Raw genomic sequence first — 22,847 nt, forward strand, 5'->3', positions numbered from 1 at the left:
AATGAATAAATGCGTTAACTGTTGGCTTTGCTTTTGGTTAATGCCTTATTAAACATCAATGGCTTGTATGTTCAACTCAGTGGCTCCTTTCGGACAGAACAATTACACAAGTCATTGGGTTCATCGGAAATGAGATAACTAAATGAAAAAAAGATCCGTATTAATACCCTTGTTTCTCCTATCAAGTGCAGCTCATGCGGCGAGCGATTATGTCGTTGGTCAATTGATTCCTGAAAAAAGCGTCGTGGTAAAAAGTGAAGTCGTCGGCGTGGTGGATTCTTATCGCTACGATAACGGTGATGTTGTGACTCAAGGGCAGGAGCTTTTATCTTTATCCTCGGAAGATTACGCATTGAGTTTGGACTTAGCCCGTAACGAGTTAGAGGTGAGTCGTGCCGAGTTGGAGATTCAAGAGAAACAACTAAAACGTTATCAATCCCTTCTGACCAGCAATGGCGTCTCGGCAAGTGACGTGGACAACCAAATTCGCGTGACCAACATTGGTCGAGCTCAATTCAACGTAAGCAATACACACTACAAAATCGCCGCACGAACACTGGATAAAGCTTCTCCTGATGCGCCTTTTGATGGAGTAATCATCAATCGCTCTGTTGAGTTAGGGCAGTTGATTTCGGTGGGCGATGCGCTCTTTACCATCGCTGATATGAAGCGATTGAAAGTGCGATTCCGCCTGTTAGAAATTGATTTCAACAAGTTCAGCAAAGGCGAGCAGGTTAAGGTTGAAGTGCCTTCTGTTGAGCAAACACTAGATGGCACCATCACTTTGCTTTCTCCTGCTTTCCAAAACAGTGAGCCGGGCTTCCTTGTCGAAGTGACGGTCGATAACGCCAACGGCGAGCTTAATCCGGGCATGGAATCGTACGTGTATTTCAATGATCAGGAGGCACTGTGAATTTCTTCTTAGATTTGCTCTCTCATCGAAAGTTTGCGTCTAAAATCCTGACCATTTTGATCATCAGCATTGGTGCCCTTACTGCCTACAATCTTCCCCTTGTTGAGAAGCCTCGATTTGACTTAGGAAAAGGCGATATCGTCACGGTTTATCCTGGTGCCAGTGCGAAAGACATTGAAAGCAACATCACCAGTAAAATTGAGAAAGAACTGTTGTCTATTTCAGGCTTGAAAGAGTTCACCTCCACGTCGGAAACGGGCGTCTCAAACATCAGTGTGGTGTTGGACAGCAATGTCTCTGATCCGAATGCTGTTTACCAAGACATTCGAGATGCGTTGGCAAGGGTAACTGATTTACCCGCTGGTGTGACCGAAGCGCCAACGTTGTCGATCAAAAAATCGTACAGCTTGGATTTCATGGTGGCCGGTATCTCTGGCGATGTTGGTTATAAGGCACTGCGAGATAAAGCCAAAGACCTAGAGTTGGCCTTGCGACGTGTCGAAGGGATTGGTGAAGTTTACACTGTTGATTTACGTGCGCCAGAATTCTTAATCCAACTCGAACCAATTTCTTTGAGGCGCTACGGCTTAACATTGGATCAAGTGGCGGCATTGATTGCAGAGCGTAATACGCTGATCAGCGGTGGTCGTCTAGAAACCTTAAAGAACAACCCTGAACTGATGACCTCTGCCGAGCTGGATAGTATTGAAGAGCTGCGTGAAATGTTCATCTCATTCAGCCCAAATATTCAGCTTAAAGACGTTGCAGGTCTCATTGAGGATGGGTTTGAAAAAGGCGAGGTTTATGGCTCAATCAACGGTAACAAGAGCATTCTTTTTGACTTAAGAACCAATGAAAGTGCGGACGTTATTAGCACCTCTAACGCGGTGAAAGCTCTGATTGCAAATCAGCAAAAACTGCTCGGTGACAAATACACTATCGCCATCGGTTCTGACTTATCCGAAGACATCCAAGAGAAAGCGCGTATCGTGCAAGACAACGGCTTGGTTGGACTTGGTTTGGTGCTGATTACGTTGGCGCTTTTCCTTGATAGACGCATTGCATTTTGGGTCGCGGTTTCTATTCCTGTATGTATCTTTGGCACGCTGGCTTTGCTGCCTCCTTTCGGGCAGATTCTCGATGTGTTCACTATGTCCGCCTTAATTCTGATTGTCGGAATAATTGTCGATGATGCCGTGGTGGTGAGCGATAAAATCGTGGCATTAGTTGAAGAGGGTTATCCGGTTGATAAGGCCGTCACACAAGGGGTGAAGAGTGTATTCCCAGCGGTGTTGGCAAGCATTTTATCGACCATGATTGCCTTTATACCTTTGCTCTTCTTGCCGGGAAACAGCGGCAAATTGGTGTATGTGATTCCGCTTACGGTCATTATTGCGTTGTGCTTTTCGTTTATCGACGCGCTGTTCTTTATTCCTGCCCATTTAAAAGGCATTTTGAGCAAGAAGAGTCAGGTAAAGAAAAAGCCATTTTTAGATTTAAGCGCGCTGAATCGTTTGATTGAATTTGTCATTCGAAACAGCAAGGTCGCGTTGCCATGCATTACAGTCGTGATTCTGACTTTAGGAGCCATTTCATATAAGAGTTTGAGTTTCTTGTTCTTCCCAACAGACGGCGCGTATTTGATAGAAATCAGTGCTGAGTCGAATCCAGAGTTGGATTTGGATGACGTCTGGAAAGAAACACAACAGCTCGAAGCGCTGATCAAAAGCACTGAAGAGGTGAATTATTGGTATGGCGAAGTAAGCTCACCAAATAGCTATTGGGTGATTTCATTAACGCCACCAAACAGCCGAACAAGAACTGCAGAACAAATCGTCGAAGAGTGGGAAGAGAAAGCGACGCAAATTACTGGTTTGGCTCAAATTGAGTTCGATATTGATGGCGGCGGTCCTCCGGTAGGACGTCCGGTGGATTTGCGTGTCGTTGGCGGGACGGATGAAGGGCGAGAAAAGCTTGCTAATGATTTGACGGCGTACATTGAGTCATTGGAAGGGACGAGCCGAGTACGACGTGATTTAAATGCACCAGCACCACAAATTCAAGCTGAGCTGCAACATCATTGGCTCAAGTACTACGGCATCAGTGCCAACAAGGTCGGCGATATCATTAAGTTTGCGATTGACGGTCAACGCGTGACGCGGATCTTTAATGGTGAAGAAGAAGTGTATTTCCGAGTCGCGCTAGAAGAAGACGACAAATCCTTAAAAGAACTGGATAACATTTTAGTTCGTGCCAGTAATAACAAACTGGTGCCACTAAGTGAGCTGGTGCGCTGGAAAAATGCCGATGCAGAAGCGCAAATCAAACACTTCAATGGAGAGCGAGTGATTCGTGTGTCGTCAGGTGTCGATTCGACCGTGACCGATCCAGTTGCCGTTTTTGCTGCGGTTCAAGAAACCTTTGCCAATAAAGAATACGGCGGTGCTTCTATCATTGCGACAGGGCAGATCTTAGAAACACAAGAAGCGCAACAAGGCTTTATGATCGCGATTAGCGTGGCGTTTATTGGTATTGCGTTGCTTCTGATTCTTCTGTTTGACCGAATGCGTGAAACCTTGATTGTGTTAACGGTGATTCCATTTGGCATCGCAGGCGCGCTGTTCATTCTGTTCTTACACAATCAGGTGCTGAGCTTTTTCTCCATCATCGGGATGATTGCCTTGATTGGTATTATGGTTAACAACAGCTTGGTGCTGATTTGGCACTTCAAAGAACACGAAGCGGAATGTAACGATACCAACTTGCTAGATTTTGTCATTAGCGGAACGCAAAGCCGCGTAAGACCAATTACCTTAACCACAATCACAACGGTTGCAGGCCTTATTCCGCTTGCGTATGGCTTAGGTGGTTACGATAACTACATGTCACCGATGGCGCTGGTGGTCGGTTGGGGCTGTGTGATCTCAATGATCGTCACACTTACCGTGATTCCATCCATTTATCTATGGACACACAGGAAAGGGAATCAAAGTGCCTCCGCAACCAATGACAACGGTGAAGAGAAAACCTTAGCGCTCGATTAAGTACGCTTGAAACACCGAACAGCCCGCAGGCAAACTCTGCGGGCTTTTTTATTTGGAATAAAACTAAAGTCGTACACGGTTCATAATTGCTTACCGATCAAAGCCTTTTGCGGCGTGGTGATTATTCTCAGGATGTGATCTCGAACGTTATCAACTTGTTAACGGTTGCTATACTTATCTGGCCATAAACAAAGGAAAAAATAAGGACGTTCAATGTTAAAGCTCAAGCAAATTGCTGTCGCGGCTTCTCTGGCTGCACTAAGTGCAAGTTTTTCAGTTTCTGCTAAAGATACGTTCGTAACCATTGGTACGGGCGGTGTAACTGGCGTGTACTACCCAACGGGTGGTGCTATTTGTCGTTTGGTGAACAAATCACGTGCTGACCATGGCATCCGTTGTTCAGTAGAAAGTACCGGTGGTTCTATCTACAACATCAATACCATTCGGGCAGGTGAGTTGGATTTAGGTATCGCTCAGTCAGACTGGCAGTACCATGCTTATAACGGTACGAGCAAGTTTGAAGATAAAGGACCATTCAAAGAGCTTCGTGCTGTGTTCTCTGTTCACCCAGAACCGTTCACCGTTGTGGCTCGTAAAGACGCGAATATCACAACGTTTGATGACCTAAAAGGCAAGCGAGTGAACATTGGTAACCCAGGCTCTGGTCAGCGCGGTACAATGGAAGTGTTGATGAAAGAGTACGGCTGGACGAATGACGATTTCAAACTGGTGTCTGAGTTAAAAGCATCAGAGCAGTCGAAAGCATTGTGTGACAACAAGATCGACGCGATGATCTACACAGTAGGTCACCCAAGTGGTGCGATTAAAGAGGCGACTACCTCGTGTGATAGCAACATCGTAACGGTAGCTGGCCCACAAGTTGAGAAGTTGGTTTCTGATAACAGCTTCTACCGTATTGCAAACGTACCGGGTGGCATGTACCGCGGTTCAGAAAGCGATGTACAAACCTTTGGTGTGGGTGCGACGTTTGTTTCTTCAACGGCAGTGCCAGACGAAGTTGTTTACAACGTAGTGAAAGCGGTATTCGAAAACTTTGACGATTTCCGCCGTCTACACCCAGCATTCGCCAACTTGAAGAAAGAAGAAATGGTGAAAGATGGTCTATCTGCGCCGCTTCATCCAGGTGCTGAGAAGTACTACAAAGAAGTGGGTTTGATTAAGTAATTTCCACTTAGAACTAATAAAAACGCCATCGTAGTTTGCGATGGCGTTTTGGTTTGTGAGCAATGAGCGCTTGGCTTTGGTTATATCGTGGTATTGAGTTAGGCATAGACATCTACGAAGAAGTAAATGGTAATCGCGATAGAAGATAGGGCAACGAAGCCTTTTACATGACTAGGATTCAACCGGCGAGATACACGCGCTGCCAAGTAGCCGCCAACCAATGTGCCAACCATTACAACGCTGCCTTTGGTCCAATCGATTGAACCGTTAGCAACAAAGATCACGATGGCAATCAGAGAAACACAGGTCGAAACCAGCAGCTTAAGCCCGTTCATTAAGTTGATGTCTTGGTGCCCTGCAACCACTAAATAACTTAATACGATCACGCCTAGTCCGGCATTGAAGAAGCCGCCATAAGCAGAGACACCAATCAAAAGAAGACTTAATGCAATCACACCCAGAATGCCGGCGTGTTTGGTCTCTTTGGTCAGAAATTTAATCAACGCGGTCATGCGTGAGCCAGTTAAAAAGAGCACGGTTGCGAATAAAAGTAGCCATGGAATCGCTTCAAGAAAAACAGATTCCGGCGTATTTAGCAGAAGGTAAGCACCGACTGCACCACCAATCAAACTGAAAGAGATAGTGAAAGCGAGTTCTTGCTTGTTCTTCATGATTTCTTCGCGAAAACCGATTGCACCACTGATGTAACCTGCGCAAGAAGCATAAGTATTCGTCGCGTTCGCCATGATAGGAGGCACGCCAACCGCCATCAAGGCAGGGAAGGTTATGAAGCTACCACCACCGGCGACGGAGTTCATGATCCCACCCACGACGCCTGCGGCAAACAAGAGAGCAAATTCCAGCAGCATAAAAAATCCTTTTTTGTTCTTATAATTTTTGTTTCTGAACGGTTAACACTACGCAACTCACCCAAAGAAATAAAGTAGCGATTAGTCCAAGAAAAAAGCCACCGCAGAGGGTGGCTTGGTTTCAAAGGTCTATCTTGAGGGAGAGATAGAATGCTTATTGCTCAATTTTTACTGGTTGTGCTTTAAGCTTTTGAAAAAGTTTTACAAACAGCGGACTGCCAAGTACCAATACTGCAAGCACTGTGAATGTCAGTGTGATTGGGCGTTCCCATAAGAAGCTCAGTTCACCGTCGGAAATTATCAATGCACGACGCAGGTTCTCTTCCATTAATCCACCAAGGATAAAGCCAAGCAACAGCGGTGCGAGAGGGAAGTTTGCTAACCTTAGTGCGATGGCAGCCATTGCCACAAGTAGCATCACAAACACGTCCATGGTGTTGAAAGAAACCAGATACACACCCGTAATGGAGAAGAACAGAATCATCGGCAACAACACGGTTCTTGGTACTGCTAACAACTTCGAGATGTATGGGATCAGCGGTAGGTTAAGAATCACCAACACAATGTTGCCGAAGTACATGGAGATAATTACCGACCAGAACACATCTGGATGTTCAACAAACAGACGAGGACCTGGTTGAATACCGTAAGCGATTAATGCTCCTAGCATGATTGCGGTTGTACCAGAGCCCGGAATACCAAGGGTCAAAAGAGGAACGAAAGAACCACTTGATGCTGCGTTGTTCGCTGACTCCGGAGCCACCAAACCTCGGATGCTGCCTTTACCAAACTGCTCTTTTTTATCCTTTGGAGCAAGGTTACGTTCCATGCCGTAGCTTAAGAAGGCGGCGATGGTTGCACCTGCGCCCGGAAGAACACCTGTAAAGAAGCCAAGGATTGAAGAGCGAATAGAAACAGGCGCTACTTCTTTGATTTCTTCCTTGGTGACTTTCATCGAGCCAATGTTGCTCAGCTTATCTTGTTCCTCATCACGCGTATCTTCAGAAGGCTTCAAAATACCCATCAACGTTTCACCAAGCGCAAAGGTCGCCATCGCCAACAATAGGAAGCTAAAGCCATCCATCAAATCCGTTAGACCAAAGGTGAAGCGTTCGACACCGACGCCTTTATCAATGCCGACTGTAGACAACATCAAGCCTAGAATGGTCATCATCCATGCTTTTATTACTTGTCCTTTGCCAGCGAACGCAGCCACTGCGGATAAGCCAAGAAGCATTAGCGCAAAGTAGTCAGAAGATTGGAAGCTTAACGAGACGTTAGCCAATGCTGGTGCCGCTACAAGCAGCATTATTGCTGAAAGAGTGCCACCAGTGAAAGAAGAGTAAGCCGCCAGTGCAAGTGCTTTACCTGCTTGTCCTTTCTGCGCCATTGGGTAGCCATCAAACGCGGTAACTACGGTTGAAGAACAACCCGGTGCGTTGATAAGAATAGAGGAAGTTGAACCACCAAATACCGCACCATAGTAAACACCTGCCATCAGAATCAGACCCGAAGATGGATCCAAACCATAGGTGATAGGAATCATCAGAGCGATGGCAGAAATAGGACCAAGCCCCGGTAGCATGCCGATAAACGTACCAACAAAACAGCCAACAATCACCATCATGATGTTCATTGGCATCACGGCGGTGGATAAACCTTGTAGAATTCCATCTAACATAATTCAGTCCTTTCTTTTGACTACCAGATGGTGAAAATCAGACCAGGCTCAAGGTAGATATCCAGACCTTGAGTGAGCAACAAGTAAAACGCGATAACGAACGAGAATGAGGCTCCAAACAACACCGATTTACGTCGTTCGCCAAGAAGGTAAAAGCCCGCAAGCAGGAAGAATCCTGTCGCTAATACAAAGCCGATGTAAGTCAAACCCAGACCATAAAGCGCCATCAAAACTAAAAAGGCGATAAGCAATTTCCAGTTGAATGACATCACAGCGCCGCTTTGTTTATCGGGCTGACCAGTGACCAATAGCATTAGCGCTAAACCAATCCCGACGTAGGTCAGAATGGTCGGTAAAGTGCGAGCCGTGAAGGGTTCGTATTCATCCCCGGGAAAGAGAGGGATTTGCGTAGTTTGGTAGCCATAGCATAGGCAAAACAACAAAAAGATCATCGCGCCAACACGATCGCGGCACAGCAAGTTCTCTTTGGTAAAAATATTGGTTGAATGAGACATATCCAACTCCTAGAACAACAGGAAAAGACCGTATATGGGCGTTAATGAAGAAGGACCAAGTCATTAACAATTAAGCGCATCGCTGCTAGTCGAGTTACTTAGTGTTTACCAATCAATAAACAAAGGAGTTTTTACTTGTCGAATATCGACAATGCCCATATACGGTGAAATTAGAGTGCAAATACAACGGGGCTAGGGATAGCTAACCCCACAAACTCGGATGGGAGTTATTACTTTTTAAGGAAACCTAATTCGCGCATTAGATCGCCCATTTGCTGCTCTTGCTCTTCTAGGAACGCGAAGAACTCTTTATCCGCTTTGTAGTTGTCAATCCAACCATTACGGTCACGAACAACTTGCCATTCGTCCGTTTTGTACATCTTGGTCAGAGCTGCGTTCCATTCATCGAGCTTGGCTTGGCTCGTGCCAGGAGCGGCAAAGAAACCACGCCAGTTCGCGAACACAGTCTCATTGCCATATTCTTTCAGGGTAGGGATGTTTGGTGCAGCGTCTAGACGTTTTGGTGCCGTAATCGCCAGTACTTTTACCTGACCAGATTTCGACATCTCTAATACTTCGCCAAGACCGGTTGAAAGCAATTGTGTTTCGCCAGACAGAAGCGCTGCCATTGCTTTGCCGCCAGCGTCATACGCGATGTAGCGAACTTTACGCGCGTCAAAACCTTCGCCTTTAAATGCAGCTGCGACGACAAGGTGATCCATCGAGCCACGAGCAGAACCGCCGGCGATTTTTACTTTACGTGGGTTAGATTCGAAATCTTTGACCACATCTTCCCATGTGTTGTACTTCGAATCCGCGGAGGTCACGATAGCGCCGTAATCAGCAATCGTTGCGGCTACTGGTATGAGATCTCGGAAAGATTGCGGGAAGATACCCGTCAGTGAACGAACAACGATTGGGGTTGAGTTCACCATCAACGTATCAGGTTGGCGCTCAGCGGTTTCGATGAGGTGTGCAATGGCTTTACCACCACCGCCACCAGAGAGGTTTTGGAAAGAGACATTTTCAACGATGTCGGATTTAACCAGCACATCACCTGTACCACGAGCCGTCATATCCCAGCCACCACCAGCACCACCAGGGATTAGAAAGTGGATTTTTTCAACATCAGCAGCAAAAGCGTGGAAAGAAAATGAGGCTGCAATGATGGATGCGGCGAGCGTTGGTTTGAGTACCTTTAACATGTTTCACGTTCCTTATGTTGGTGACTCTCTTGTTTTGAAGAGTCTTATTATTTGTTCTCCTAACGAGGTAGGGAGACTCGCTAGTGATGAGCTAAAGGTTAATAAGGTGTTAACGTGATGTCTCTAATGCGTAGATAAAGAGAATATTGAGCATAAGCGACATTTTGTTCATAAAGTTCACGCAAACATGCCGGCCGGAGAATGTGGTGAAAGACTAGGTTGGTCACATCAATTAAGAGTCTAAAACCGTCATAATGATGGAGATTGAATAGGGAGGAACAGCGATGAAAGGAACATGTTTATGTGGCGCTATTGAAGTGACTGCACCTCAGCACAATGAAGTGAGCTTTTGTCATTGCGATATGTGTCGAAAATGGTCAAGTGGGCCGATGGATTGAGTTGTTAAATTATTGAAATATAAAGAATTAATTTTTAATATGTTGTTTGTGGGGTATCAGGTGGGGTATCAAAAGCACTAATTGTATTTCGAGGTATCAAACATATTTCGAACACGCTTATAACCACAACAGTTTCAATGTGAAGATCTTAACATTTTATTTTTGGTACTAAAATGTTAGTGCTTCTAAGCCACATTCGTTACCTTGATTGATGAAGCTCTTATTTAATCATAAAACAAGGTTTAACGATGATGGCCAACTTAGTTTGAATCTAACGTTGGCCTGATGAAATATTCTACTTTGCTGTTGTGGAGATTGAATATTGGACTTGGTATTGCAAGGTATATGAGAGTTGTCGAGAATGACGTGTTGTTCATTTTGATGTTTATCCATCTAACTCTGTTTTTGTTGAAGTGGCTTTAATTCGTTGGCTCCCTTCGAATACGAAAATGAACATAACTATAATTAAAAGTGTAAAACCAAATTGAAACTAGCTGATAACTAAGTTAATAGAGGCGTCTGTTATATCTGAACGAGTGCAATAAACCAGGTCGGGTAACAATAAGAACTCGCATGTATACAAGCCACAGCTTTCGTTATATTATCGAAGTTGAAAGTATACGAAAGTCCACTTGAAACAGACGATGAGAAGCAAAAATGAATCAGTTGGAACGGCGTGAACACATTCTTCAAGCTTTAGAACTTAATGGTCAGGTGCTGGTTAAAGAAATGTCCAGTTCTCTTGGAACATCGGAAGTTACTCTTCGCACTGACTTAAAAGCACTTGAAAAAGAGGGTAAATTAAAGCGTTTCTTTGGTGGAGCTCAATCAATTAAGCACTTACCTTTGCTGCAAGTTGATACGGAAGTACAAATTGATAAGCGCTACGAAATCAATAGTGAATCTAAACAACGTATCGCCAGTGCTGCGGCCAAGTTAGTTTCTCCCGCAGACACAATCATTTTGGACAGCGGTAGTACCACGCACTTAATTGCAGAACGGCTGGCTGAGACTGGCGGTAATACTGTCATTACCAACAATCTTGCTGCCTGTACCGCGCTAATGGAAGCAGAAGACACAGTCTTAGTTGTGATTGGCGGTACATACAGAAACAAAACCAAATCGCTGCATGGCTTTCGTGCAGAACAGTGTTTAGACGGCGTACAAGCGGATGTCCTTTTTGTCGGTGCTGATGGATTAGATCCAGAGAAGGGGATTACAACGTTTAACGAAGGCTACACAATCACGGGTATCATGGCTAATTGTGTAAAGAAAGTAGTAGCCGTCGTGGATTCGACTAAATTAGGCCGAATTGGATTCAATAAGGTTCTCGACATCTCTCGAATTGATACCCTAATCATTGACACTGGTATCACTGAAGAGCAGAAAGCCAAGTTTGAGATTGGTGGAATAGAAGTTATTGTCGTTTAGCGAAGGATCAACTGCCAATTGGTATCTGTTTCAGCAATATCTAGGTCGTTATACTTTGATATTATAGCTGAAACAGCCAATTGTTTGAATTTTTCGTGGTTGGTAATGGCAATAACCTGCGCCCTTGCTGATAAGCCAGACCAAATGCCTGCCAAAGCATCTTCAAATACAATACAATCTCGCACATCCAATTTAAGACGTTCAGCTCCCAGAAAGTAAGGCTCTGGATTCGGCTTACCATTTTTAATATCTTCTGCTGTAACTAACATGTCAGGTTGTGGAATTCCTCCTGCTAACATACGAGCTTTAGCTACGGACCTATTGCCGGACGTAACGATCCCCCACGGAATACCTTTTTCTTTGAGAAGTTGGATGAACTCAATAGCACCTTCAATTGCCACAATACCCTCCGTATCATTAGTTTCTCGTTCTTTGAGCCACTCAATTTCATGTTGGATAATAAGCTTCGGTTTATGACACAAGAACTCCTTGATGCACTCGCTTGCTGGCCGCCCATGGATAGACTTGAGTACAAGTTCTCTGTTTAATCCGTGACGTTCGGCTAGGCTTGTCCAAGCTCGGTTCACGGAAAGTATTGAGTCAACTAGGGTGCCATCTAGATCGAATAAACACCCACTAAAGTTAATACGTTTCACTATTGTTCCTCTATGCCAAAACAACTTGAGTACCGTTGTCCTCAAATCGTTTGATCACTTCTTCTGGAATATTTTTATCCGTAATGAGAATTTTGATTTGTTCGGGTAGAAGTACTTGATTGAAGCCTGCTCTCTTCAATTTTGATGAGTCAGCTAGCATGACTACTGATTTAGCACACTCAGCAATAACCTGAGTCACCCTATACCCCTCGTTGAAAGTAGTGCTGCCTTTTAGCGGGTCTAGTCCGTCAGCGCCAATAAACGCAATATCTGCACAAACCTCAGAAAAGAACTCTTCTGCCTTGTTTCCATGAATAGACTGAGACACTGAACGGTAAACTCCACCACATATTGCAAGTGTAATTGAGGTAACTCCGGCTAGTGTGGTCGCTGCAGCAAGGTTATTCGTGATGATGGTAAGGTTACCCTTTTGGGCGAGCTGTTTGGCGAGCAAATGTGTTGTACTTCCGCTATCGATAATAATCGTAGCGTTCTTTGATACCATTTCTGCCGCCTTCTTCGCAATATCAAGCTTGGCTACATCATTTATCTTATAGCGCTGTTTGACTGCCAACTCACTGTCCCAGTTAGACTTCTCGTTTTGAACATTTTTGATGAGTGAGGGAAGGGCTGCGCCACCGAAGAAACGCTCGAGCTTCCCGGCTTCTTCTAAGACAGAAAGATCGTGTCGGATGGTAACGTGAGAAGCCTCAAGCTCTTTGACTAAATTCTTGATCTCAACCGTGCCTTTTGTAGCCAAAAAAGTGAGAATCTTTTGTCGTCTTGCGTCTGCTTTCATCATGTTTATCTCTATGTCTACACGCAAACAAAGCGCTTAGAGCGCTTTGTTTGTCGTTCATTGCTTCATTACTTACACGCTGATGAATACTGTTCAACGACTTCTTGAATCTTGTCGATGATCAGCTCGCAAGGATTGGCTTCAATCAAGCCGTTGCTTACTTTGCAATACTGATTTGGCATGTACTGGCTAAGCATTGTTAGAGGAATGCTTACTTCATTTAAGTTATCTAACAAACGAGCCTGAGCAGTGTGTATGCGCTCGTCTGTCCAGTAATAACGAATACGGTCAGAGAAACTGAAATGCAGGTTATTCATGATGTCTGAGTGTTTGTCACCATAGTAAGACTTCCAGTACTGAGGACTATCTAGAAGAACGTTATCAATAACGGTTTTGAACTGGCTGCATTGCTCTGGCTTGATCAATTGACTTTCAATATCTGCCAACGCAAACAATGCTTCACGTAATGCAAATGTAAGGGCAGGGCCAACTTTCAAAATAGAATAATGCGTTTGGACTAGGTCTTTCAGGTGTTCTTGAGTTTGGTAGTCAGTTGAGTGCGCTTCATAAATCCAAGGCGTATTTTGTATATACGCTGAAATTTCGGCGGCATCTTCTTTGGCATAGCGAATAACGTTACTATGGTCAAACTCAACACCAGGTTGAACAACAATCCCAACAACGCGATCCAGCGCATCTCTTATGCCTAGAGCTTCAAAAGCGGTAACATGAGTATCAATAGTATTTCGAACATCTACCAGTTTGGTGACGTGAACCGTGTCGATCGCAGTTGCTTCACCACCTGGTACAGGCACTTCCGTACCAATGATGTAGGTCAGTTTTGCTCGGTTTTCATCCGAAACTGTTTCTTCTGCTACCTTGCACAGCTCAGCAGCCCGCTTGGCTACAATTTCTGGATCTAGTGGTACTGCGTCGTCTGCACAAGACATAGATGCATCTAAATGAATCTTGGTAAAACCAGCCTCAACATACTCTTTGATAAGCATACGTGATTTTTCCATAGCTTCAGCGGCGTTTTCTTTTTGCCAGCAATTCGGCCCTAAGTGGTCACCGCCTAAAATGATACGGTTTATTGGAAAGTTCACTTTACTTGCGATTTCGTAAATGTAACTTACGAAGTCTTTCGGCTTCATTCCGGTATAGCCACCAAACTGATTCACTTGGTTTGAAGTTGCTTCTATTACAACAAGTTGATCGGTTTTCAACTCATAGCGAAGCGTTGCTTCGATTACCATAGGGTGCGCAGAACACACGGAATAAATGCCTAAATCATTGTTTTCCTTATGCGCCTTTACAAATTTTTTCATCGTTAACCTCTACAAATCTTTTGTTACTCAAAGCCAAATAATAGCCATATGAAAGTGATTAAATCTTCGGCGAATATAACAATGAAACTACCGTATGTCTTCATTGGATTTCGTTTATTTTCGAATGATTTAAATTTGTGCACCAGATCTCTTTTGTATTCGAAAGCTTGGAGTATGATCATTTCGAAACAAAAGTAAGGGCATAAAGGATGATTGAAACTCAACTATTGGTTAATGCTGATATCGGATTTGATACCTGCGAAGAGGTTTTAGATCACATCAGCGAGTTACTGACGAAAGAAGGTTACGTGAAGGAAAGCTACCATGCCGCTATTCACGAACGCGAGTCAGTTTTCCCTACAGGTATCGACTTAGGTTTTGGCGCAGTAGCTATCCCACACTGTGATGCAACACATGCGAACAAACCTTGCGTTTACTTAATTAAACCGAATAAACCAGTTCCATTTGCACGTGCTGATGACGACGGAGAGCTGGAAGCAGAGTTAATCATTGCACTGGTAGTTACAGACCCTGCTGAGCAAATGCAACTTCTGCGAGCGCTGTTCACCTCTTTACAAAACGAAGAGTTTTTCAACGAGCTTAAAGGCGCAATAACAATTGACGGGTTAGCTGAGACATTCAGCAACACCATTTTGAAATCCAATGAGGAATAACTATGAAAAAAGTAATCGTGGCATGTGGTGGAGCTGTAGCAACATCAACAATGGCGGCTGAAGAAATTAAAGATCTATGCGAAGAAAACAACATAGAAATCGAAATAGTTCAGTGCCGTGTAAACGAAATAGACACTTACATTACTGATGAAGTGACACTTATATGCACAACAGCAAAAGTTGACCGTACTTTTGGCGAGCTACCTCTTTTTCATGGTATGCCATTTATTTCAGGTGTTGGTGCTGACGAGCTTAAAGAAAAAATGCTCGCTGTTCTTGCGTAAACATCTAGATTGCTTCGCCGCGCTGATACGCGGTGAGCACGAACTAAGGAATCCCTCATCATGTTGAATGAAATAATTAGATATGTGCTGGATCTGGGTCCAACAGTAATGTTGCCTATCGTTATTATGCTCTTCTCTATGGCTTTGGGCATGAAGCTTGGCGATGCTTTTAAATCTGGTCTGCATATTGGTATCGGTTTCGTAGGTATCGGGCTGGTCATTGGCTTAATGCTTGACTCTATCGGTCCTGCGGCTCAAGAAATGACAAAAAATTTCGGTATCCAGCTAAGCGTCATTGATTTAGGTTGGCCAGGTACCGCACCTATCACATGGGCAAGTGAAATGGCTCTTATCGCAATTCCAATTGCGATTGCTGTAAACATCCTGATGCTTTTAACCAAGATGACTCGCGTAGTGAACGTGGACATCTGGAACGTATGGCACATGACATTTACAGGTGCTCTAGTACACATGGCTACCGGTAGCTATGTGTTGGGTATTGTTGGTGTAGTGGTGCATGCAGCGTTTGCATACAAACTTGGTGATTGGTTTGCGAAAGACACTAAAGGTTACTTTGGCCTAGACGGTATTGCGGTTCCGCATGGTACATCGGCTTACTGTGGTCCAATCGCCGTAATGGTTGACGCAATCATAGAAAAAATCCCAGGGTTACGCGACATTCACTTTTCAACTGACGGCATCCAAAAGAAATTCGGTGCATTCGGTGAGCCAGTAGTTGTCGGCTTCCTAATGGGTATCGCTATCGGTGTCCTCGCAGGTTACGACCTTCAAAACATTCTCCATCTGGCAGTTAAAACTGCAGCAGTAATGCTATTGATGCCTCGCGTAATCAAACCAATCATGGATGGTCTGAACCCAATTGCTAAGCAAGCTCGTAGCCGCCTGCAAAGCAAATTCGGTGGTGAAGATTACCTAATCGGTCTTGACCCAGCATTATTACTTGGTCAAACAAACGTTGTATCAGCGAGCTTGTTATTCATCCCATTAACTATCTTTATCGCTGTTTTGCTACCAGGTAATGCGATTCTGCCGTTCGGTGACTTAGCAACAATCGGTTTCTTCGTAGCGATGGGTGTGGCTGTTCACAATGGTAACTTGTTCCGCGCGATTATCTCTGGCTCAGTGATCATGACAGGTACTTTGTGGATCGCTACTCAAACTATCCCTTATCTGACTCAACTTGGCCAAGCTACAGGTCATGTGTCTGGCGACAAGTTAATCGGCTCACTTGATCAAGGTGGTGCACCGATTACTTATATCCTTATCCAACTTTTCAAACTTGAAAATCTAGGTGGCTTAATTGTTATCGGCGGTATCTACGCAGTTGCTGTCGCGATGACTTGGGCTCGCGCTAAGAAATACGAAAAGAGTGTTAAGGAAGAAAAAAGTTTAGAAGAAGCTAAAGCTTAACTTTCAGGCTGGCAGGGGAGTGCTGCCAGCCGTCTCTTTCCTCGTTATTCAGTTATCTATTAACCATACACATTTACCAATGTGGGAGTCGTTGCGAGTAAATTATATGATTATTAATAACCATCATGTTGAAGTTATAGAAAATGAAAAACTTCAAGTCACGCCATATGACATGCCTAAATTGACAAGCGACGAAGTTCTTGTTGAGGTTCATTATTCAGGACTGTGTGGCTCTGATGTTCCACGTGTATTTAACAACGGTGCACACTTTTATCCAGTGACTTTAGGTCACGAGTTCTCAGGAAAAATCGTTGCTACCGGCGAGAATGCTGACAAATTCCATGAAGGTGACAAAGTCTGTTGTGCGCCACTGGTTCCTTGCTTAGATTGCGAAGTGTGTAGCAAGGGGCTTTATTCTCTTTGTAACAATTACTCATTCATCGGTTCTCGCCGCCAAGGAGGAAACGCTCGATTTGTAGCAATTCCTCAGAAGTGCTGTTTCAAACTTCCATCTTCAGTGTCTTTGGTTGAAGGCGCTTTTTTTGAGCCAATTACAGTAGGTTTACATCCAATTGTGATGGCTGGTGGCTGTAAAGACAAACATGTCATCGTTATCGGTGCAGGCACAATTGGTCTACTTACAATCCAAGTAGCAAAAGCGTTAGGTGCGGCATCTGTTACCGCGATCGATATCTGTGATGAAAAATTAAAAAGCGCGTTAGAACTAGGTGCAACTCGCGTTGTTAATTCTCTAAGTAAAGAGCAAGTGGCTGAGTTTAAGGAAGAATCTCAATCGACCTTAAAGCAAATGATCATTGAGATCGCAGGTGTTCCAGAAACATTCAAACTAAGTCTTGAAGTAGCCGGTCCTCGAGCCAGCGTATATCTCGTAGGAACAATCCATAAAGATTTCTCAATCGCCTTTAAAGAATATGAGCAGATTCTACGTAAAGAACTCTCCGTTGTTGGTAGCTGGATGAACTATTCGTTCCCTTACCCTGGTGAAGAGTGGGACATCGCCTGTCGTCTGTTCTCCGAAGGGAGGATCAATACAGACAAATTGCTAGATGGTATCTACTTACCTGATGGCTACATCGAACGTGTTACCAACCTTCCAAACGAGCCAATGGCTGGCAAAATTCTACTAAGCTGGGGTCAAGATGATGAATAACATTATTAACAGCAACTACTGGTTACAGCAGGCACGCAAAGACGGCTATGCCATTCCGGCGTTTAACTTTCATAATCTAGAAACTGTCCAAGTGATTTTAGATACGGCGAAAGAGCTTCAATCTCCAGTTATCTTAGCCGGCACCCCAGGGACATATGGCTACGGCGGCGCTCGTGAATTACTACACATGGTTAACGCGGCAGCAAATGAACGCAACATGCAGGTGGTTGTTCATCTTGATCACCACCACGATATTCCGGATATTCGACAAAAAGTAGAATTAGGCATCCGCTCTGCTATGATAGATGGAAGTGCACTGCCGCTTAAAGACAACATCGCAGTGACACAAGAGGTGATTCGTTTCTGTCACGCTTACGGTTGTTCAGTGGAAGCTGAGCTTGGTCAATTGGTAGGGCAGGAAGACGATTTGATCGTGGAATCTGTGAACGATCCGTATACAGACCCTGAAGATGCCCGCTTATTTGTTGAAAAGACTAGTGTGGATTCTTTAGCTATCGCGATAGGTACAGCTCATGGCATGTATAAAGAAGAGCCGAAACTAGACTTTGACCGTCTTGAAACAATCGCAGGTCTCGTAGACATCCCTCTAGTTCTTCATGGTGCATCGGGCGTCCCATGCGCTGACGTTCAACGCTGTATTGATTTGGGTATTGCGAAAGTAAATGTAGCTACCGAATTAAAAATCGCATACTCGGATGCGCTAAAAGAGGTACTGAAAACCAAACCTTCAGTGAACGACCCTCGCGTTTACAACGAGCAACCGAAACTTGCTATGGCGCAAGTAGTTAAAGACAAAATCTTGATGTGTCGCAGCGAGGGTAAGCTCTAAACATGCAGTCCCCCCCCTATTAGACTGCTCCTGAGACCAGAGGCTACTTGTTAGCCTCTTTTTTGTTAGGTCTAAACCACCTGCTTTAGTAGGTGGTAATTTACATGACATGGATTTGTATACTTTTTGATTTCAGTAAGAAATGCGTCGTTGAGTGCGGATGCGAATCAACTAACTAATGCTAGACTTGGTGGTTCAATTCTCGAGACGTTAGAAAGGTGATAATGTTCTGTCAATAGAACTCATACATTGACGTCACCGGAGAGAAGGTGCAACTGACAGATACCAGAGCGGATTCTGTCACCTCAGCTTAAACTCATTGGTATACTTCAAAAAATTTGTTAAGAGCTTGCGTTGCAATCACATCAAAAGAAACAAGATTTATGTTTCAATTAATGGATGAATTTTCTTTCTTAAACAACCTAGCATGCTCTTGATCAATAATTTTTTGTAGGGTAGTGCTGATATTGCTGTAGCTGTGGTTCACAATTTGGTCTAGATTATTCTTTGTCTCTGGTAGCATTGTCGTAGAAAAAGAAACCTTTCCATTGTTTCGATTTTTCTTGCTGCTCCATTTCTTGCTTATTTTCGAAATAATTGCTTGTTGTTCAAGATTCGAGATCAGTAGATCTAAAATTGCTTGAGATAACGTGGTTGGGTCATTAACTGTGCAGTGTTCAAAGATTGAAATTTCTTTATCTATATCATCTATTTTGATTAATTCATCATAGAAGAATTGACTTTTTCTTGTCGATTCTTCCTTGTTTTTAGCTTTGCTAATGAACTGTTTAAATTTATTTTTACCAAAAACTCGCAGCCATTCATTATGTAACTCTCTTAGATAAATGTCTATTACATAAAATAGTATACATTTATGGTTTATGAAATTAATTACTTGCTCTTGATGATTTTTGTAGATTATTTGGATTAATATCAAATAAATCTAGTACTTTGTCTCTTGTGTTATTCTTGATTAAAAAAGAATTAACTTCAGTGATTGTTGTTTTTTATCGTCTGGTAAACATTTATTGTATCGAATGAATTTATTCATGAATTTGTTTGAATCATCAACTAGAAGATTGACGGACTTATTTCTTCCTTCGCCAGTGTAAGAGTTACTTTTAATATAAATAAAATGTGTGGCATTAATAATATCGATGCTTTGCCTTATTTTTATCTCTTTAATTACCATGAGTCTTCTACCTTTTTGTTGGTGCAATGTTACAAAACGTGCTGGTTATAATGTGGTCATATGCGAAAGATAGTGCAAGTATTTGCTAGGTTTTTGCGCGGAATTTATGATGACTTTTCACAGATTTTTACGCTGCTTACAACTGGTTTACTTGGGTTTTAAAGGAGTATGTCATCACTTTCTATGACTCTAACTTCCGAGTTGATGAACAGTGTAAGCCCTTTTCATTTACTACCTTCACTGAAAGAAAACCTGTCGGTAATGTTTAATATATATCACTACCTATATCTACCTATCACTACTCATCTATATCCATCTATACCTATATCCATATCTACTATATCTCTAAGATAACAACTCATTGAGTATCTACTAAAAAATAACAGAGAACTCTCCTCTATGAACAAGAGGAGAACTCACATGATAAATCGTAAAAACAAACTACTTAAACAAAAAGAATTCAAAGGTATAAATCTAACGTCCAGAGAAAAGGAATTGTTAGAGGATAGAGTAAACAAGATTTATGAAGTGTTGAATCAAGCTACAAGCCGCTTTCCTAGAACGTTTGCTTTTAGAGTAGACCTCAGATTTCCTCATGGTTATAAGTTTGGTGAGACATTCCCTTATATGAAGAAATTCTTTGGTTCTTTAGAAAGTCAAATAGCAGAGGAATTAAAAAGAAGAAAAAGGAGGTTTAGCTCTGTTAGTGAAGAGAGGCTTCGATATATATGGTGTAAAGAAATCGATAAATCAGAGAATCCACACTATCATCTGGTGATTTTCCTCAACAAAGATAACTTCCAAAGTTTAGGCGATTTTAAACGTGTGATTAAAGATGAGTGTAAATGTAAGCACTTATACCAAATGTTATTATGTGTTTGGTCACGAGTATTAGGTATTGAACTTGAAGAGGCTCATAAAGCGGTACACATACCAGAAAATGCATCGTATAAAGTTCGCTCTTTTGAAGGGGAAGTGGTAGCGGGAAATGATGACTTCACAAAGTTGTTTAATCGTTCTATTTATTTAGCTAAAGCTCGTACTCAAGCGATAGGAGTATCTAGGATTTTTGGCAGAAGTAGTAAGTAATTTATCGTACATTATGACGAGTATGCATGCAGATGTGAATAATGACGTTTTGAGTAAAAAAAGAATAGGGAGCGTATGACTCCCTATTCTTTATATTACGTTGTTATTTACTTAACGTTACACATGCATTGTATGAAAAGTTAGCCGGTGATGGTGTTATAGTATTAACTGTAACGCAGTCATCGACATTACCTTCAAAGTTAACATCTGTTAGGCGGTATTCGAAACTAATACCATCTTCGCGCTGTTCAACAGATACGATTTCTCCGTATTTAAACTTGCCAGTATATTCGAATGTCATCGGGCGACCTTGATAATCCACAGCACTTGCGCCTACTGGATATACACTCCCGATAGAGTCTTTCGATACATCTACAGAGATTCCTGCTGTGTATTTAAACACAGGTAGGTCTTTGTTAGGCAGTACGCCGTCACCATCGCTATCAATGAAGTAATCGATGTGCGGAATATCAAACTCAAGAGTGTTATCAGCGAAATACTTTTGGGTGTTTTCATAAGCGTCAGTTTTATAGAGTGCAAGGTTATAGGTATTCAGTGCTTGTTTCATTTCCTCAAACTGGACCGACTCCGGTTCTAACAACACCTGACCAATTTCATCAATTTGCTCCTCTAACGTGAGTTTGTTGTCGGTAGCCATTTTTAAAGTACTGGCAGAGATAACCAGTAGTAACGTACTGGTATCGCCAGAGTTAGATAGGTTGGTGTTGTAGAAGTTAATATGATCTGACCACTGTTCAGGGGCATAGCTGTAAAGTTTCAGTAAGTCAGAAGTCGCTTTGTCTACCGCTTCGTTAAACTCAGTGCCAGCTTGTACTTGTGCCATGACAGATTGCTTCATCGCGGCAGTTGCAACGTTGAAGTTCACTTGTGTAGTTGCATTCATATCGACGAATGCACTCATACTCATCTGTTCGTCAGCATGGTTTGTTAGTTCGTTAAAGTAATAGCCGTGGGCAACGAGCTCAGTATACGGAGTGCTAAATCGCTCTTTCACGCTGTAGTTACCTTCATAATCTTCGATTTGAGTCGTGTAGCTGCGACCAGTTGGCTGGAGGTTTTGATTAAGCTCTTTGATAGTAACAACAGAGCCCGGCTGTAGAGGACCTTTCTGTACAGCACCACTAAATTGATACTGCTGACCAGAACCACTGTTATGTCCGTCTGATGAGCCTCCACACCCTGTTAAGGCGACAGGTACAACAAGCGCGGTGGCAAGTAAGGTTTTAGATAGGTTCATTCTATTTCTCCATAATGAGTGTAAGAGGGTGGTATCGTGTTGAGTTCAACGTGAATGTCAGTCACATCAAATAGTTGCTGAACGTCCAAAGACAGTAGCGTTGCGTCGGTTTGGAGATCGAAGCGAAAGCTCGACATCGTGGCTTCATGGATGCTGCTTAGGGCGAGGGTGTTTAGTTTGGTATGTGCGTGTTTACGCCAAACGAGATATGCGTTTCCGTGATGAAGTACAAGACCGACTGGTTGAACGTTAGCTAGATGTAGATGGTGGTCACCGTCGTTTATCTTTAGTGAGATAAGACGCTGCTGAAGCGTCGCTAAACAAACAATTTGGAACACACCAACGTTGATGTATAGCGGCTCACCGCTCATCGCAGTGTCAGTAACATGCACTTTGGATGACCAATGACTTTGGATGTCTTTTATGTTTTCAGGTGCAATACCTGAGAGAAAGTTATCCAGTAGAGGTGTAAGGCTGTTAGGCAGTTGATGCTTGGTTGACTCGATTAACCAATAGAGCAGCACTGCTTCATGAGCAGTGGTACTCAATGCAAGCGTTTCGGCTTTTTGGTAACCAAAAGGTTTATCGCGGTCATCTATCATGATATCTGGAAACATGGCACAAATAGCGGACAGATTGCGTTGGATAGTGCGTAAGGAGCGCTCTAAACCAAGCGGTGAAAGCTGAGCTTGGATTTGTTTCGCGGTGATTTTCTTATTGTATGGAATAAGGTTGTAAATCGCCAAGATAAGCTCAAGGTGGTATTGAGTTTGGTTAGGTTGCGTCATGGTAAGCTCAACGAGGTTCGTTCTGTTGGGCATGACGATATCAAAAAGGTGCGACAAAGCTTGTCGTATCAATGTCTTAGGCTAAA

General features: G+C 43.2%; 20 protein-coding genes and 1 pseudogene. 11 read left to right on the forward strand and 10 right to left on the reverse strand.

The genetic code is table 11. The features are described from left to right. The first annotated feature begins 142 nt into the window (after positions 1-142). The 3 genes from H735_RS04450 (at position 143) to H735_RS04460 (ending at position 5,142) form a co-directional block, all read left to right on the forward strand. Positions 143-913, forward strand: coding sequence for an efflux RND transporter periplasmic adaptor subunit (locus H735_RS04450; protein ID WP_020197510.1), 771 nt, complete (start codon positions 143-145; stop codon positions 911-913). Continuing rightward, positions 910-3,957: an efflux RND transporter permease subunit gene (locus H735_RS04455; RefSeq protein ID WP_020197511.1), complete on the forward strand. Its 3,048-nt coding sequence runs from the start codon at positions 910-912 to the stop codon at positions 3,955-3,957. Before H735_RS04450 ends, H735_RS04455 begins: the two co-directional genes overlap by 4 nt. A gap of 213 nt (positions 3,958-4,170) precedes the next feature. Further along, positions 4,171-5,142, forward strand: a complete 972-nt coding sequence (locus H735_RS04460; protein WP_009704380.1) for a TAXI family TRAP transporter solute-binding subunit — start codon at positions 4,171-4,173, stop codon at positions 5,140-5,142. A gap of 98 nt (positions 5,143-5,240) precedes the next feature. On the opposite strand, the gene H735_RS04465 is transcribed toward H735_RS04460, so the two are convergent. The 4 genes from H735_RS04465 to H735_RS04480 form a co-directional block, all read right to left on the reverse strand. Then, on the reverse strand, positions 5,241-6,011 hold the full coding sequence (locus H735_RS04465) for a sulfite exporter TauE/SafE family protein (RefSeq protein ID WP_020197512.1): 771 nt from the start codon (positions 6,009-6,011) through the stop codon (positions 5,241-5,243). Positions 6,012-6,165: 154 nt separating this feature from the next. Then, positions 6,166-7,692: a tripartite tricarboxylate transporter permease gene (locus H735_RS04470; RefSeq protein ID WP_020197513.1), complete on the reverse strand. Its 1,527-nt coding sequence runs from the start codon at positions 7,690-7,692 to the stop codon at positions 6,166-6,168. A gap of 20 nt (positions 7,693-7,712) precedes the next feature. Beyond that, positions 7,713-8,207, reverse strand: coding sequence for a tripartite tricarboxylate transporter TctB family protein (locus tag H735_RS04475; protein WP_020197514.1), 495 nt, complete (start codon positions 8,205-8,207; stop codon positions 7,713-7,715). 230 nt (positions 8,208-8,437) lie between these two features. Beyond that, on the reverse strand, positions 8,438-9,412 hold the full coding sequence (locus tag H735_RS04480) for a tripartite tricarboxylate transporter substrate binding protein (protein ID WP_020197515.1): 975 nt from the start codon (positions 9,410-9,412) through the stop codon (positions 8,438-8,440). A gap of 284 nt (positions 9,413-9,696) precedes the next feature. Between H735_RS04480 and H735_RS31525 the strand changes: the two are divergent. Further along, positions 9,697-9,804 (forward strand): annotated as a pseudogene (locus H735_RS31525) (GFA family protein); the annotation flags it as partial. A gap of 663 nt (positions 9,805-10,467) precedes the next feature. Next, on the forward strand, positions 10,468-11,241 hold the full coding sequence (locus H735_RS04485) for a DeoR/GlpR family DNA-binding transcription regulator (RefSeq protein ID WP_020197516.1): 774 nt from the start codon (positions 10,468-10,470) through the stop codon (positions 11,239-11,241). Here the strand turns inward: H735_RS04485 and H735_RS04490 are convergent. From H735_RS04490 to gatZ, 3 genes are all read right to left on the reverse strand, one after another. After that, positions 11,238-11,897, reverse strand: coding sequence for an HAD-IA family hydrolase (locus tag H735_RS04490; protein ID WP_020197517.1), 660 nt, complete (start codon positions 11,895-11,897; stop codon positions 11,238-11,240). The two genes, H735_RS04485 and H735_RS04490, sit on opposite strands and share 4 nt — an antisense overlap. A 10-nt stretch (positions 11,898-11,907) precedes the next feature. Next, positions 11,908-12,699, reverse strand: coding sequence for a DeoR/GlpR family DNA-binding transcription regulator (locus H735_RS04495; RefSeq protein ID WP_020197518.1), 792 nt, complete (start codon positions 12,697-12,699; stop codon positions 11,908-11,910). Positions 12,700-12,764: 65 nt separating this feature from the next. Next, on the reverse strand, positions 12,765-14,024 hold the full coding sequence (gatZ, locus tag H735_RS04500) for a tagatose-bisphosphate aldolase subunit GatZ (RefSeq protein ID WP_020197519.1): 1,260 nt from the start codon (positions 14,022-14,024) through the stop codon (positions 12,765-12,767). A gap of 209 nt (positions 14,025-14,233) precedes the next feature. Here gatZ and gatA point away from each other — a divergent pair, with 209 nt between their 5' ends. The 5 genes from gatA to gatY all read left to right on the forward strand — a co-directional run bounded on the left by gatA (position 14,234) and on the right by gatY (position 18,434). Then, positions 14,234-14,698 carry a PTS galactitol transporter subunit IIA gene (gene gatA, locus H735_RS04505; protein WP_020197520.1) on the forward strand — a complete coding sequence of 155 codons (465 nt, stop codon included), beginning with the start codon at positions 14,234-14,236 and terminating at the stop codon, positions 14,696-14,698. A 2-nt stretch (positions 14,699-14,700) separates the two neighbouring features. Then, positions 14,701-14,982 (forward strand): PTS galactitol transporter subunit IIB, encoded by a 282-nt coding sequence (gene gatB, locus H735_RS04510; protein WP_020197521.1) that lies wholly within the window; start codon positions 14,701-14,703, stop codon positions 14,980-14,982. A 60-nt stretch (positions 14,983-15,042) separates the two neighbouring features. Next, entirely contained in the window at positions 15,043-16,413 is a 1,371-nt protein-coding gene (locus tag H735_RS04515; protein WP_020197522.1) for a PTS galactitol transporter subunit IIC, read from the forward strand. 106 nt (positions 16,414-16,519) lie between these two features. Further along, positions 16,520-17,584: an alcohol dehydrogenase catalytic domain-containing protein gene (locus H735_RS04520; protein WP_020197523.1), complete on the forward strand. Its 1,065-nt coding sequence runs from the start codon at positions 16,520-16,522 to the stop codon at positions 17,582-17,584. After that, positions 17,577-18,434 (forward strand): tagatose-bisphosphate aldolase subunit GatY, encoded by an 858-nt coding sequence (gatY, locus tag H735_RS04525; RefSeq protein WP_027726815.1) that lies wholly within the window; start codon positions 17,577-17,579, stop codon positions 18,432-18,434. The genes H735_RS04520 and gatY overlap by 8 nt, the downstream gene beginning before the upstream one ends. A 388-nt stretch (positions 18,435-18,822) precedes the next feature. Here gatY and H735_RS04530 read toward each other — a convergent pair whose 3' ends face one another. Beyond that, a complete protein-coding gene (locus tag H735_RS04530) occupies positions 18,823-19,371 on the reverse strand; it encodes a hypothetical protein (protein WP_020197525.1) in 549 nt (182 codons plus the stop codon). Between the two features lie 675 nt (positions 19,372-20,046). On the opposite strand from H735_RS04530, the gene H735_RS04540 reads away from it, so the two are divergent. Further along, a complete protein-coding gene (locus tag H735_RS04540; RefSeq protein WP_020197527.1) occupies positions 20,047-20,715 on the forward strand; it encodes an inovirus Gp2 family protein in 669 nt (222 codons plus the stop codon). A gap of 103 nt (positions 20,716-20,818) precedes the next feature. Here H735_RS04540 and H735_RS04545 read toward each other — a convergent pair whose 3' ends face one another. Continuing rightward, complete coding sequence (locus H735_RS04545; protein ID WP_020197528.1) at positions 20,819-21,973, reverse strand: hypothetical protein; 1,155 nt, start codon at positions 21,971-21,973, stop codon at positions 20,819-20,821. After that, complete coding sequence (locus H735_RS04550) at positions 21,970-22,794, reverse strand: helix-turn-helix transcriptional regulator (RefSeq protein WP_020197529.1); 825 nt, start codon at positions 22,792-22,794, stop codon at positions 21,970-21,972. Before H735_RS04550 ends, H735_RS04545 begins: the two co-directional genes overlap by 4 nt. Between the last annotated feature and the right edge of the window lie 53 nt (positions 22,795-22,847).

This window comes from Vibrio owensii CAIM 1854 = LMG 25443 (assembly GCF_000817815.1).
In the GTDB taxonomy this organism is placed as follows: Bacteria; Pseudomonadota; Gammaproteobacteria; order Enterobacterales; family Vibrionaceae; genus Vibrio; species Vibrio owensii.